The sequence below is a fragment of the Kluyvera sichuanensis genome (assembly GCF_014218705.1).
Classification (GTDB): domain Bacteria; phylum Pseudomonadota; class Gammaproteobacteria; order Enterobacterales; family Enterobacteriaceae; genus Kluyvera; species Kluyvera sichuanensis.
In genome coordinates this window covers 89,104-101,863 of record NZ_JABBJF010000017.1, presented here as the reverse complement: position 1 = coordinate 101,863, position 12,760 = coordinate 89,104, and the positions used below count along the sequence as shown (strand labels likewise).

13 protein-coding genes are annotated in these 12,760 nt (G+C 54.8%); 5 read left to right on the top strand and 8 right to left on the bottom strand.

Annotated features, from left to right (window positions below):
• Window positions 1-36: 36 nt before the first annotated feature.
• The 3 genes from purC to dapA all read right to left on the bottom strand — a co-directional run bounded on the left by purC (window position 37) and on the right by dapA (window position 2,789).
• On the bottom strand, window positions 37-750 hold the full coding sequence (purC, locus tag HII27_RS16650) for a phosphoribosylaminoimidazolesuccinocarboxamide synthase (RefSeq protein WP_035891480.1): 714 nt from the start codon (window positions 748-750) through the stop codon (window positions 37-39).
• A 109-nt stretch (window positions 751-859) separates the two neighbouring features.
• A complete protein-coding gene (gene bamC, locus HII27_RS16645; RefSeq protein ID WP_185668934.1) occupies window positions 860-1,894 on the bottom strand; it encodes an outer membrane protein assembly factor BamC in 1,035 nt (344 codons plus the stop codon).
• A gap of 16 nt (window positions 1,895-1,910) precedes the next feature.
• Window positions 1,911-2,789 carry a 4-hydroxy-tetrahydrodipicolinate synthase gene (gene dapA / locus HII27_RS16640; RefSeq protein WP_185668933.1) on the bottom strand — a complete coding sequence of 293 codons (879 nt, stop codon included), beginning with the start codon at window positions 2,787-2,789 and terminating at the stop codon, window positions 1,911-1,913.
• A gap of 154 nt (window positions 2,790-2,943) precedes the next feature.
• On the opposite strand from dapA, the gene HII27_RS16635 reads away from it, so the two are divergent.
• Both HII27_RS16635 and bcp read left to right on the top strand, forming a co-directional pair.
• Complete coding sequence (locus HII27_RS16635; protein ID WP_035891472.1) at window positions 2,944-3,516, top strand: glycine cleavage system transcriptional repressor; 573 nt, start codon at window positions 2,944-2,946, stop codon at window positions 3,514-3,516.
• A complete protein-coding gene (gene bcp, locus HII27_RS16630) occupies window positions 3,516-3,986 on the top strand; it encodes a thioredoxin-dependent thiol peroxidase (RefSeq protein ID WP_185668932.1) in 471 nt (156 codons plus the stop codon). Before HII27_RS16635 ends, bcp begins: the two co-directional genes overlap by 1 nt.
• An 80-nt stretch (window positions 3,987-4,066) precedes the next feature.
• On the opposite strand, the gene HII27_RS16625 is transcribed toward bcp, so the two are convergent.
• Window positions 4,067-5,140, bottom strand: a complete 1,074-nt coding sequence (locus tag HII27_RS16625) for an AI-2E family transporter (RefSeq protein ID WP_185668931.1) — start codon at window positions 5,138-5,140, stop codon at window positions 4,067-4,069.
• Window positions 5,141-5,355: 215 nt separating this feature from the next.
• On the opposite strand from HII27_RS16625, the gene bepA reads away from it, so the two are divergent.
• The 3 genes from bepA to HII27_RS16610 all read left to right on the top strand — a co-directional run bounded on the left by bepA (window position 5,356) and on the right by HII27_RS16610 (window position 8,324).
• A complete protein-coding gene (bepA, locus tag HII27_RS16620; RefSeq protein WP_185668930.1) occupies window positions 5,356-6,819 on the top strand; it encodes a beta-barrel assembly-enhancing protease in 1,464 nt (487 codons plus the stop codon).
• A 12-nt stretch (window positions 6,820-6,831) separates the two neighbouring features.
• Window positions 6,832-7,191: an arsenate reductase (glutaredoxin) gene (arsC, locus tag HII27_RS16615; protein ID WP_185668929.1), complete on the top strand. Its 360-nt coding sequence runs from the start codon at window positions 6,832-6,834 to the stop codon at window positions 7,189-7,191.
• 206 nt (window positions 7,192-7,397) lie between these two features.
• Window positions 7,398-8,324: an Rpn family recombination-promoting nuclease/putative transposase gene (locus HII27_RS16610; RefSeq protein WP_185668928.1), complete on the top strand. Its 927-nt coding sequence runs from the start codon at window positions 7,398-7,400 to the stop codon at window positions 8,322-8,324.
• A gap of 1 nt (window position 8,325) precedes the next feature.
• On the opposite strand, the gene HII27_RS16605 is transcribed toward HII27_RS16610, so the two are convergent.
• From HII27_RS16605 to HII27_RS16590, 4 genes are all read right to left on the bottom strand, one after another.
• Window positions 8,326-9,027 carry a DnaA inactivator Hda gene (locus HII27_RS16605; protein WP_185668937.1) on the bottom strand — a complete coding sequence of 234 codons (702 nt, stop codon included), beginning with the start codon at window positions 9,025-9,027 and terminating at the stop codon, window positions 8,326-8,328.
• Between the two features lie 94 nt (window positions 9,028-9,121).
• Window positions 9,122-10,411: a uracil permease gene (uraA, locus tag HII27_RS16600; RefSeq protein ID WP_185668927.1), complete on the bottom strand. Its 1,290-nt coding sequence runs from the start codon at window positions 10,409-10,411 to the stop codon at window positions 9,122-9,124.
• Between the two features lie 87 nt (window positions 10,412-10,498).
• Entirely contained in the window at window positions 10,499-11,125 is a 627-nt protein-coding gene (gene upp, locus HII27_RS16595) for a uracil phosphoribosyltransferase (protein WP_035891452.1), read from the bottom strand.
• A 186-nt stretch (window positions 11,126-11,311) separates the two neighbouring features.
• Window positions 11,312-12,742, bottom strand: a complete 1,431-nt coding sequence (locus HII27_RS16590) for a 6-phospho-beta-glucosidase (RefSeq protein WP_185668926.1) — start codon at window positions 12,740-12,742, stop codon at window positions 11,312-11,314.
• Window positions 12,743-12,760 lie beyond the last annotated feature (18 nt).

Below are 12,760 nucleotides of genomic sequence, written 5' to 3'. Positions count from 1 at the left end.
CCCCCCCCCCCCCCCACGCCGGTGATGTGTAGAAACTTAGTCGAGCTTCACGCCTAAACGATGCGCCACTTCTTCGTACGCTTCAATCAGGCCACCCAGGCTCTGACGGAAACGGTCTTTGTCCATTTTGTCCATGGTCTTTTTGTCCCACAGACGGCTTCCGTCCGGGGAGAACTCATCGCCCAGCACCACTTCACCTTTAAACAGACCGAACTCCAGCTTGAAGTCGACCAGGATCAGGCCCGCGTCGTCGAACAGCTTTTTCAGCACGTCGTTCGCTTTGAAGGTCAGTTCCTGCATACGCGCCAGGTTCTCTTTGCTCACCCAGCCGAAGGTTTCGCAGTAGGATTCGTTAACCATCGGGTCGTGCATCGCGTCGTTTTTCAGGAACAGGTCAAACAGCGGCGGATTCAGCTCGATACCTTCTTCAATCCCTAAGCGTTTTACCAGCGAGCCTGCCGCACGGTTACGCACCACGCATTCCACCGGCACCATATCCAGCTTTTTCACCAGACATTCGGTATCGGACAACAGCGCTTCCATCTGGGTTGGAATACCAGCTTCTGCCAGTTTGCTCATAATGAAATGGTTGAACTTGTTATTCACCATGCCTTTACGATCGAACTGCTCAATGCGGGCACCATCCCCTGCTGACGTATCGTTACGGAATTCGAGTACCAACAGATCCGGGTTTTCGGTGCTGTATACGGTTTTCGCTTTACCACGATACAACTCAGCTAGCTTTTGCATCTTTGTCACTCCAGTGATGATTACGATAAATATTTGTGCATTTTCCGGCGACGCACACGATTGCGTCACTATACAGAAAAAAGGGCCGGATTGCTCCAGCCCTGTTTAATTACTTGCTAAATGCGGCCTGGAATGCGGCTACCAGGGCGTCATTCTGCGACTGCGTCAGCGTATGACCTTTCGGATCGATGAACTGCAGGCTACTACGGTTGTCCAGGTCGCCGACCTGAAGTTTGTAGTCACCGGAGACCAGACCCGGATCGCTAGCGCCCAGATCTTTCCAGCTGCTGTCAGACAGTGGCTTGTAGGTCACCGCGATGCTGCCCTGAGAACGGGTGCTGTCGGTCACTTTCATGCCCACTTTTTCCAGCGCGCCAGGCAGACGTTGCCATACCTGGTTAAACGGACCACGTACCACCAGCATTGGCAGGCCGGTATCGTCGGAGGCGCTCTGCACGTCGAAGGTTGCGCCCGCAGTACCTCTGGAACTGTTCGCGGCATCCGTCGCGTTCTTATCCAGGCCTGCGGAAATCACGTTCAGCATTTCAGCGCTATAGCGCTGCAGAGAAGCACGGTCAGCAACCGGCTTGCCAGCCTGTTCCAGGTTAACCAGCTTCACCATGACGGCCTGCTGGTAGCCCTGCGGCTGTACGGAGACCTGATAGCGACCACGGTACTGCTGGTCTTCATCAAGACGGTTCCACTCAACCCAGTCTGTCGTCAGCGTCTGGCTAGCATCATCACGTTTGGTGATGGTGTAGTTTTTCGCCTGAACGATGCTGACAACCTGCGGCCACAGAGAACCGCTACGGCCATTTTCAACCAGCAGCATAGCGGTATCACCCGTGAACTGGGTACGCGCACCAGAAACCAGCGCCAGCGGCTGAGCCGGTGGACGGATATCCAACGCTTTACCGACGGCACCGCTGCCGTTAGCGACCGGAATGTTATAGTCGCCATTTTCAACCGGCAGAATCATGCCCGCAGGGGCGTGAAGTTCACTCAACGGAGTGGCTTGCAGGTAGGATTCATCACCGCTGACCTGGCGCTTATAGCGCGAGTCGGAACTACAGGCCGCAAGCAGTAAAACCAGCGATACCCCCGCAACCTTCGCCAGGCGCGACTTCTGTACTGAGTAAGCCATCAAATCTCCCTAAACTTTACAGCAAACCGGCATGCTTTAATGCAGATGCCACCACATCACGACCGTGGTCGGTGATAGGGGTCATCGGCAAACGCATGGTGTCGGTCGCCACAAGTCCCAATTCCTTACATGCCCATTTCACTGGGATTGGATTGGGTTCGACAAATAATTTATTGTGCAGCGGCATCAAACGCTGGTTAATGATACGCGCCTGGTCAAACTGGCCATCAGCTGCCAGTCTGCACATTTCCGCCATATCACGCGCCGCAACGTTTGCCGTTACTGAAATAACGCCATGACCGCCGAGCTGCATGAAGTCCAGACCGGTTGCATCATCACCGCTCAGCAGGATGAAGTCATCTGAAACCAGCTCTTTGATCTGATGAACACGGCTTAAGTTCCCCGTGGCTTCCTTAATCGCGATAATATTTTTAATTTTCGCCAGGCGACCTACGGTTTCCGGCAGCATATCGCAACCGGTACGGGACGGCACATTATACAGAATTTGCGGCAGGTCAGTATGCTCAGCGATCGTTTTGAAGTGCTGGAACAGACCTTCCTGGGTTGGGCGGTTGTAATACGGGGTAACGGTCAGGCAACCCACCACGCCGGTATTATTAAAACGTTGGGTCAGGCTAATCGCCTCTGCGGTTGCATTTGCCCCCGTTCCTGCGATCACCGGAATGCGGCCGTCGGCCAGCTCCAGCGTCGTCATCACGACATCGCCATGCTCTTCGTGGCTGAGCGTTGCCGATTCGCCGGTCGTTCCTACCGAGACAATCGCCGAGGTTCCGCTGGCGACATGGTAATCAATCAGTTTTTTCAGGCTTGAACGGTCGACATTACCTTTTTCATCCATCGGCGTGACAAGCGCTACAATACTTCCCGTAAACATGGGCCATCCTCTGTGCTGACGTGCGGACATGAATCTCAATGGTACGTTTGGTCTTGTAATAAAAGCAAGAGACTGAGGGCCTTCAGAATGTTGTATGCCGGTTTTTTTTATGCTTTCCTAAGGAATACCGCACCTTTTTAAAGGAAGAACAGGTTTGACAGCCTCATTACAACACTATCTGGTCATTACAGCCCTGGGCGCGGATCGCCCTGGCATCGTCAATACGATTACCCGTCACGTGAGCAGCTGCGGCTGTAACATCGAAGACAGTCGCTTGGCCATGCTGGGGGATGAGTTCACTTTTATTATGCTGCTTTCCGGTTCATGGAATGCGATTACGCTGATTGAATCCACCCTGCCGCTCAAAGGTGCAGAGCTGGATCTGCTGATCGTGATGAAGCGCACCACCGCGCGCCCGCGTCCGGCGATGCCTGCCACCGTCTGGGTGCAGGTTGAGGTTCCTGATTCGCCGCATATTATTGAGCGCTTTACCGCGCTGTTTGATAGCTGGGAAATGAACATTGCCGAACTGGTGTCGCGCACGCAGCCTGGCGATAACGAAGGCGTTGCGCAGCTGTTTATTCAGATAACCGCCCACAGCCCCGCTACGAAAAATGCATCAAATATTGAGCAAGCGTTCAAAGCCCTATGTACAGAACTGAACGCACAAGGCAGTATAAACGTGATCAATTATTCACAGCATGATGAACAGGATGGAGCTGAGTAATGAACCCACTGAAAGCCGGTGATATCGCACCGAAATTTAGTTTGCCCGATCAAGACGGCGAGCAGGTAAATTTAACCGACTTCCAGGGACAACGTGTTCTGGTCTATTTCTACCCGAAAGCAATGACCCCTGGCTGCACCGTGCAGGCCTGCGGCCTTCGCGACAATATGGATGAGCTGAAAAAGGTTGGCGTTGAAGTGCTGGGCATCAGCACCGATAAGCCTGAGAAGCTCTCCCGCTTTGCGGAAAAAGAGTTGCTAAACTTCACGCTGCTCTCCGATGAAGATCACCAGGTTTGCGAGCAGTTTGGCATCTGGGGTGAGAAAACCTTTATGGGCAAAACCTATGACGGCATTCACCGCACCAGCTTCCTGATTGACGCCGACGGTAAAGTCGAGCACGTCTTCGACGACTTCAAAACTACCAACCACCACGACATCGTGCTGGGCTGGCTGCAGGCAAACGCCTAACCCAATAACGTAGCCCGGCCGAGCGCAGCGACGCCGGGGCTCCTCCAGGGCCGGCGTAACCGCCTCGCCCGGGCGACACGTTAGTTTGATATTTCTTCTTCTACCACCAGCCCATCCGGCCAGGCGTGAACTACCGCTTTAATCAACGTCGCCAGTGGTATGGCAAAGAACACGCCCCAGAAGCCCCACAGCCCACCGAAAATCACCACCGACAGAATAATCACCAGCGGGTGCAGGTTCACGGCTTCGGAGAACAGCACCGGCACCAGCAGGTTACCGTCCAGCCCCTGAATAATCAGATAGACCGCAAACAGGCTCCAGAACTCGGTACCAAGGCCAAACTGGAACAGCGCCACGCAGACCACCGGAATCGTCACCACGAACGCGCCGATGTAAGGAATAAGGACCGATAGCCCCACCAGCACCGCCAGCAGCAGCGAGTAGTTAAGGCCAAACATCAGGAAGCCAAGCCAGGTGGCAATGCCTACGACGATCATCTCCAGCACCTTACCGCGAATGTAGTTGGTAATTTGCTGGTTCATCTCTTTCCACACCTGCCCTGCCAGACCGCGGTTGCGCGGCAGCACGCGACGCACCGCGTTCAGCATCTGCTCTTTATCCTTCACCAGGAAAAAGACCATCAGCGGCACCAGCACCAGATAGACTGCCAGCGTCAGCAGTCCCATCAGCGAGGCCACCGAATATTTCACCACCGAGTCACCGAGCGTTAGCATTCGGGTACGCATATTTTCGGCCATCGCATCAATGATCCCGGCATCCATCAGCGCAGGATAGCGGCGGGGCAGCGTGGCGGCATAATCAGAAAGCTTGTTCAGCATGCCCGGCATGTCGTGGATAAGGTTAATCCCCTGCTGCCAGGCAATCGGCATCACCACGAAGGACATCAGCAACAGAATGCCGATAAACAGCACCATCACGGCGGTAGTGGCCCAGGTACGCGACCAGCCCAGCCGCTCCAGGCGGACGGTCGGCCACTCCAGCAGATAGGCCAGCACCAGTGCAACCAGCAGCGGCGCCAACAGGCCACTGAAGAAGAACAGAATGCAAAAACCTGCCACCAGAATGACCAGCAGCGCGATCGCCTCCGGGTCACTAAATCGGCGGCGGTACCACTGCATCAACATCTCGAGCATAAATCGATTCCCTGAACGCTTTGCTTTCACACGGAGATGAATTGTATCGAAGTGTCACAAAAAAGACTCCGCTTTTTATATTTATCCCAACAATCTCGCGATTATCATTTTCATCCCGTGAGCAGATAGATACACTCCCAGAGCAGCGTAAAATGGAACGTAAGATTATGCTGTTGGTCAAAACAGGCACATCCCCACATTACAGGACAGAGGTTATGTTCAGGCAGTTGAAAAAAACGCTGTTGGCATCCCTTATTGCAACGCTTACGCTTGGGCAAATCGCCCCGGCCTTTGCGGATTCGGCTGATACTCTCCCGGATATGGGCACCTCAGCAGGAAGCACGCTCTCCATCGGTCAGGAGATGCAGATGGGGGATTACTATGTCCGTCAGCTGCGCGGAAGCGCCCCGCTGATTAATGACCCGCTGCTGGTTCAGTACATCAATTCACTGGGCATGCGTCTGGTTTCGCACGCCTTTTCCGTCCGTACGCCGTTCCACTTCTATCTGATTAACAACGACGACATCAACGCCTTCGCCTTCTTCGGCGGTAACGTGGTGCTGCACTCAGCGCTATTTCGCTATTCCGATACCGAGAGCCAGCTGGCGTCGGTAATGGCGCACGAAATCTCCCACGTCACCCAGCGCCACCTGGCGCGCGCGATGGAAGACCAGAAGCGTAACGCTCCACTGACTTGGGTTGGCGCCCTCGGTTCAATTTTACTGGCGATGGCCAGCCCGCAGGCCGGTATGGCGGCGCTAAGCGGCACGCTGGCCGGTACCCAGCAGGGCATGATCAGCTTTACTCGCCAGAATGAAGAAGAGGCTGACCGCATCGGTATCCAGGTACTGCAGCGTTCAGGCTTTGATCCCCAGGCCATGCCGGCCTTTATGGAAAAGCTCCTCGACCAGTCGCGCTACTCATCGCGGCCGCCGGAAATGCTGCTGACTCACCCCCTGCCCGAAAGCCGTCTGTCCGACGCGCGTAACCGCGCCAACCAGATGCGTCCGGTGGTGGTGCAATCTTCCGCCGATTTCTATTTCGCTAAAGCGCGTACCCTCGGCATGTATAACTCCGGTAAGAACCAGCTCGGCAGCGACCTGCTGGATAACTGGTCGAAGGGCAATATTCGCGAGCAGCACGCCGCACAGTACGGCCGTGCGCTGCTGGCCATGGAAGCGAAAAACTACGCCGAGGCGAGCAAACAGCTGCAGCCGCTGCTGAGCGCCGAGCCGCAAAACGCCTGGTATCTTGACCTGGCAACGGATATCGACCTCGGGCAGAAGAAAACCGCCGAGGCCATCAGCCGACTGAAAAATGCCCGTGAACTGCGTACCAACCCTGTGCTGCAGCTCAACCTGGCAAACGCCCTGCTTGAGGGCGGGCAGCCTGCGGAAGCTGCAACTATTCTGAACCGCTACACCTTTAACAATAAAGACGATACCAACGGCTGGGATTTGCTAGCCCAGGCGGAAGCCGCGCTGGGTAATCGTGATCAGGAGCTGGCGGCTCGCGCCGAGAATATGGCGCTGGTAGGCAGACTCGATCAGGCGATTTCCATGCTCAGCTCGGCCAGCGGTCAGGTGAAACTGCGTAGCCTCCAGCAGGCGCGCTACGATGCCCGTATCGATCAGCTACGCGAGCTGCAGGAACGCTTCCGCCCTTATCAGAAAATGTAAACAGGAGAGACGATGACGGATTCGGTCACGATTTATCACAACCCGCGCTGCTCAAAGAGCCGCGAGACCTTAACCCTGCTGAAGGATAATGGCATCGACCCTGAGGTGGTGCTGTATCTCGACACGCCGCCGGATACCGCGACGCTGCGCAAACTGATTGACATGCTCGGCTTCAGCAGCGCGCGCGAGCTGATGCGTCAGAAAGAAGATCTCTACAAATCGCTGAACCTCGCCGATAGCCAGCTCAGCGAAGAACAGCTTATCCAGGCGATGGTGGAGAATCCAAAACTGATTGAACGCCCTATCGTTGTTCACAACGGGCAGGCGCGCATTGGTCGTCCGCCGGAGCAGGTGCTGGAAATCGTTCGCTAATCCCTTCTACCCGCCGCGGTTGATATTGTTCGGCTGCGGCACGCTCTCCCCCTTCCAGATGCGAACGTAATTCCAGCGTTTTGTACCGCTTGCATACATTGATAAACACTTTGCGTTGTACCATCTGTAGTTTGATTTTCCCTGCCTCTCCATGATGTCAAACTTGTTAGAGTCCCGCCATCCACTGGTCTTCACGGAGAGAAGCGATGAGCGAGAACGCCACATCGATGCCGCATGATGCGATTTTTAAGCAGTTCTTGCAGGATCCTGCCACCGCTCGCGATTTTCTACAGATTCATCTTCCTGGTTCGCTGCAGCGTCTTTGCGATCTCGATACGCTCAAGCTCGAGTCCGGTAGCTTTATTGAAGAGAGTCTACAGGCAAGCTATTCTGATATGCTTTACTCGCTTAAAACGACAGCTGGAGACGGCTATATTTATGCCCTGATCGAGCATCAGAGTAAGCCAGACCGTCATATGGGATTTCGCCTGATGCGCTATGCTATTGCCGCCATGCAGCGTCATCTCAATGCGGGGCACCGACGGCTTCCTTTGGTTATCCCCATTCTTTTTTATCATGGACTCGTGAGTCCCTACCCTCATTCACTAAACTGGACAGATGAATTTGCCGCACCGGAAATGGCACGAGCGTTCTATAGTCAACCCTTTCCGCTGGCCGATATCACCGTCATCCCCGACAGCGAAATTATGCATCACCGACGTATTGCCTCGCTAGAATTGCTGCAAAAGCATATTCGGCTACGGGATCTAGCCGAGCTTATCGCTCCTCTAGCTCAGCTATTAGTGATGGGATACACTGATCGCGACAGACTAATCGCAATCCTGAACTATATGTTGTTAAACGGCACCGCCGACCAGCCAGAAAAACTGATTCAGGAACTGGCACAACGCACAGCACATCATGAGGGAACACTGATGACGGTCGCAGAGTATCTGGAACAAAAAGGTTGGAAAAAGGGCCTGGAAAAAGGGTTAGCAGAAGGCAGAAACGAAGCCGCCACCCGTATAGCCAAAGCCCTACTTCAGGACGGTATGGAACGGCAACGGGTTATCGCACTTACCGGTGTCCTGGCAGATGATCTTAACGCCATCGCACAGGAAAAAGCGGAATAACCTACAGCTTCAGAATCTCTTTCACAAACGGAATGGTCAGCTTGCGCTGGGCGGTGATAGAGGCGTGATCGAGCTGATCCAGCGTCTGGAACAGCGTGCGCATTTCGCGATCCAGCCGTTTGAGCATAAAGCGGCACACATCGTCCGGCATCTCAAAGCCGCGCAGGCGGGCACGCAGCTGCAATGCCTGTAATTTATCTTCGTCGGAGAGCGGCTGCAGCTTGTAGATTTGCCCCCAGTCGAGGCGAGAAGCGAGATCCGGCAGGCCGAGATTCAGCTGACGCGGTGGGCGATCGCCGGTGATCAGCAGGCGGGTGTTACCCGACTCGAGGATCCGGTTGTAGAGATTAAAAATCGCCATTTCCCACAGTTCGTCTCCCGCCACGCACTCGATGTTATCGATGCACACCAGCGAAAGCTGCTCCATCCCTTCCAGCACTTCCGGAACAAACCAGGTGCGTTTATCCAGCGGTACGTAGCCCACGGCATCGCCGCGCTGCGAGAGTTCGGCGCAGGCTGCATGCAGCAAATGGCTGCGTCCGGCACCTTCACGTGCCCAGATATAGATGTATCCGCTGTGCTCCTGCCGCAGCACATTTTGCAGTGCAGCAAGTAAAGAAGGGTTATCACCTGGGAAGAAACTCGCAAAGGTTTCATCATCAGGAAGATAAAGTGGCAAAGAGAGCTGTGCCGGTGCGTTCAGAGAGACCTCAACATGGGCTTACGAAAAAACGGGAAGAGTTTACCACAGAAAATAGCGGGGAGAGAACCGGGCGGCGATCCGCCCGGCTTGAGGATCACGACTTAGAGGTATCACTCTCGTCCGCGTCCAGCACCACTTCTTCCGGACGCAGGACACTTATCAGCTTGAAGACCAGGCTCAGGCAGATACCAACGATCGTCGCCAGCGCCATGCCTTTCAGCTCAGCCGCGCCGATGTGCACTTTCGCGCCGCTGACGCCGATGATCAGGATGACGGAGGTCAGGATCAGGTTCTGCGCTTTGCTGTAATCCACTTTGGATTCGATCAGCACGCGGATACCGGAGGCACCGATTACGCCGTACAGCAGCAGAGAAACGCCGCCCATGACCGGCAGTGGGATAATCTGAATCGCCGCCGCCAGCTTACCAACGCAGGAGAGCAGAATCGCAATGATTGCCGCGCCGCCGATAACCCAGGTGCTGTACACACGGGTAATCGCCATCACGCCGATGTTTTCACCGTAGGTGGTGTTCGGCGTGGAGCCAAAGAAACCGGAGATCACGGTGGAAAGGCCGTTGGCAAACATCGAACGGTGCAGACCCGGATCGCGAATCAGGTCTTTCTTGACGATGTTCGCCGTCACCACCAGGTGGCCTACGTGTTCGGCAATCACCACCAGCGCCGCTGGCAGGATAGTGAAGATAGCAAACCACTCAAAACGCGGCGTATAGAAGGTTGGCAGCGCGAACCAGTGCGCATTCGCAATCGGCGAAGTGTCGACAACGCCCATCACGAAGGAGAGCGCGTAGCCCACCAGCACGCCGATAAGAATCGGGATAATCGCCAGGAAGCCGCGGAACAGCACCGAGCCAAACACGGTGACGCCCAGGGTTACCAGCGAAATAATAATGGTTTTGGTATCCGCAGACTGACCGTCCGGCGGCAGCAGGCCCGCCATGTTCGCCGCCACGCCCGCCAGTTCCAGACCGATAACGGCAACGATTGCGCCCATCGCCGCAGGAGGGAACATCACGTCAAGCCAGCCGGTCCCCGCTTTCTTCACGATGAAGGAGACCAGGCAGAACAGCACGCCGCACATAATAAAGCCGCCCAGCGCCACTTCGTAGCCTAACGGCAGCAGCAGCAGTACCGGAGAGATAAAGGCAAAGCTGGAGCCCAGATAGGCCGGGATTTTGCCTTTACAGATGAAGAGGTACAGCAGCGTCCCAAGACCGTTGAACAGCAGAACGGTGGCCGGGTTGATGTGAAACAGGACTGGCACCAGCACGGTTGCGCCAAACATGGCGAATAAATGCTGCAAGCTAAGCGGGATGGTCTGTAAAAGCGGCGGTCTTTCACTTACCCCAATGGCACGGCGTGTCATGATGTTTTCCTCGAGTGTGTTATTAGCTTCGGTTTTTTTATTCAAAAAAAAGCCGACTCTAAAAGTCGGCTCTTTTTATTTTTTCGTTTACTTGGTACCAAAAATCTTATCGCCGGCATCGCCGAGGCCCGGAATAATGTATCCGTGCTCGTTCAGGCCCTGGTCAATCGACGCGGTGTACAGCTCGATGTCCGGGTGCGCTTTTTCCAGCGCGGCAATACCTTCCGGCGCAGCAACCAACACCAGCACCTTAATGCTGGAGCAGCCCGCTTTCTTCAGCAGGTCGATGGTGGCGATAACGGAACCGCCGGTAGCCAGCATTGGGTCAACGATCAGCGCCATACGTTCATCGATGTTGGAGACCAGCTTCTGGAAGTAAGGTACCGGCTCCAGCGTCTCTTCGTCACGGTACATACCGACAACGCTGATACGCGCGCTTGGTACGTTTTCCAGTACGCCGTCCATCATGCCCAGGCCTGCACGCAGGATTGGCACAACGGTAATTTTCTTACCTTTGATCTGGTCGATTTCTACCGGGCCGTTCCAGCCTTCGATAGTCACTTTTTCGGTTTCCAGACCGGCGGTAGCTTCATAAGTCAGCAGGCTGCCGACTTCGGAGGCGAGTTCACGGAAGCGTTTGGTGCTGATGTCGTTCTCGCGCATCAGGCCCAGCTTGTGTTTGACGAGTGGGTGTTTAACTTCCACAATCTTCATTCTCTTTCTCCTTTAGATGGGGCAGCCACAAAAAAAATCGCGGGATTATACCGCTTTTTTACGATTGCGCCATACCTGTGATGATTGACCAGGATCAAGCAAAGCGGTGAATGGGTCCCCAGAGAGTATAAGACAGGATAAAAATAAACCCCGACTCGCGGGGTTTTATTTTACGTATTCAGCGGGTTAGAGCTCTTCGCCGTTGGTCGCAATCACCTTCTGATACCAGGCAAAAGATTTTTTACGGCTGCGCGCCAGCGTACCGTTACCTTCGTTGTCTTTATCGACATAAATAAAGCCGTAGCGTTTCTTCATTTCGCCGGTGCCAGCGGAAACCAGGTCGATACAGCCCCACGGGGTGTAGCCCATCAGATCCACACCGTCTTCCACAACCGCTTTTTTCATTTCGGCAATATGCGCTGAGAGATAGTCGATACGGTACTGGTCGTTCACCGTGCCGTCGCTTTCCAGCACGTCAATCGCCCCGAAACCGTTCTCCACGATAAACAGCGGCAGCTGATAGTGGTCATAGAACCAGTTCAGCGAATAGCGCAGGCCCACCGGGTCAATCTGCCAGCCCCAGTCGGACTTTTGTACATATGGGTTGGAGACCAGGCTGGTGGTTTCGTCGTAGTCGAGCTGCGGATTATCGTCGGTGGCCTTGGTGGCAAACGACATATAGTAGCTAAAGCCGATGTAATCGACGCAGCCCTGGGTCAGCGCCTGACGGTCTTCGTCGGTAATATCCAGCTCAAAACCGCGACGCTCGAAGTAGTTCAGCAGATGCTGCGGATACTTACCGCGCACGTGCACGTCGGTGAACCAGTAACGACGGTGCATGGCGTTCATCGCCATCATCATATCGTTTGGTGCACAGCTCAGCGGGTAGATTGGGCACATGGCAATCATGCAGCCAACCTGCAGCGATGGGTTAATCTCACGCGCGGCTTTTACGGCTAGCGCGCTCGCCACCAGTTCATAGTGCGCGGCCTGATACATCACCGGTTCGCGGTCTTCACCCGGCTGATACTTCAGGCCTGAGTTGGTAAACGGCGCAAAATCTTCGTGGAAGTTCGCCTGGTTGTTGATTTCGTTGAACGTCATCCAGTACTTCACTTTGTGCTGGTAACGGGTAAACACCACGTTGGCGAAGCGGACGAAGAATTCAATCAGCTTACGGTTGCGCCAGCCGCCGTATTCGGTGACCAGGTGGTACGGCATCTCGAAGTGCGACAACGTGATGACCGGTTCGATGCCAAGCTTCAGGCACTCATCGAACAAGTCGTCATAAAACTGCAGGCCCGCTTCGTTCGGGGTCAACTCATCGCCGTTCGGGAAAATACGCGTCCAGGCAATAGAAGTACGGAAGCATTTGTAGCCCATCTCAGCGAACAACTTCAGATCGTCTTTATAGCGATGATAGAAGTCGATGGCTTCGTGGTTCGGATAGTTTTTTCCTGGCAGTACGCCGTTGGTAATTTCGCGCGGCACGCCGTGCGCACCGGCGGTCATCACATCCGCCACGCTCACACCCTTCCCGCCTTCCTGCCAACCGCCTTCAAGTTGGTGTGCGGCTACCGCGCCGCCCCAGAGAAACCCAGCTTTAAATCCAGACATATCTTTCCCTCGTTAAAC

Coding starts and splice junctions, on each gene's coding strand:
- dapA (WP_185668933.1), bottom strand. CDS start 2,789: ATGTTTACGGGAAGTATTGTAGCGCTTGTCACGCCGATGGATGAAAAA.
- uraA (WP_185668927.1), bottom strand. CDS start 10,411: ATGACACGCCGTGCCATTGGGGTAAGTGAAAGACCGCCGCTTTTACAG.
- bepA (WP_185668930.1), top strand. CDS start 5,356: ATGTTCAGGCAGTTGAAAAAAACGCTGTTGGCATCCCTTATTGCAACG.
- HII27_RS16625 (WP_185668931.1), bottom strand. CDS start 5,140: ATGCTCGAGATGTTGATGCAGTGGTACCGCCGCCGATTTAGTGACCCG.
- HII27_RS16590 (WP_185668926.1), bottom strand. CDS start 12,742: ATGTCTGGATTTAAAGCTGGGTTTCTCTGGGGCGGCGCGGTAGCCGCA.
- upp (WP_035891452.1), bottom strand. CDS start 11,125: ATGAAGATTGTGGAAGTTAAACACCCACTCGTCAAACACAAGCTGGGC.
- arsC (WP_185668929.1), top strand. CDS start 6,832: ATGACGGATTCGGTCACGATTTATCACAACCCGCGCTGCTCAAAGAGC.
- bamC (WP_185668934.1), bottom strand. CDS start 1,894: ATGGCTTACTCAGTACAGAAGTCGCGCCTGGCGAAGGTTGCGGGGGTA.
- HII27_RS16610 (WP_185668928.1), top strand. CDS start 7,398: ATGAGCGAGAACGCCACATCGATGCCGCATGATGCGATTTTTAAGCAG.
- bcp (WP_185668932.1), top strand. CDS start 3,516: ATGAACCCACTGAAAGCCGGTGATATCGCACCGAAATTTAGTTTGCCC.
- purC (WP_035891480.1), bottom strand. CDS start 750: ATGCAAAAGCTAGCTGAGTTGTATCGTGGTAAAGCGAAAACCGTATAC.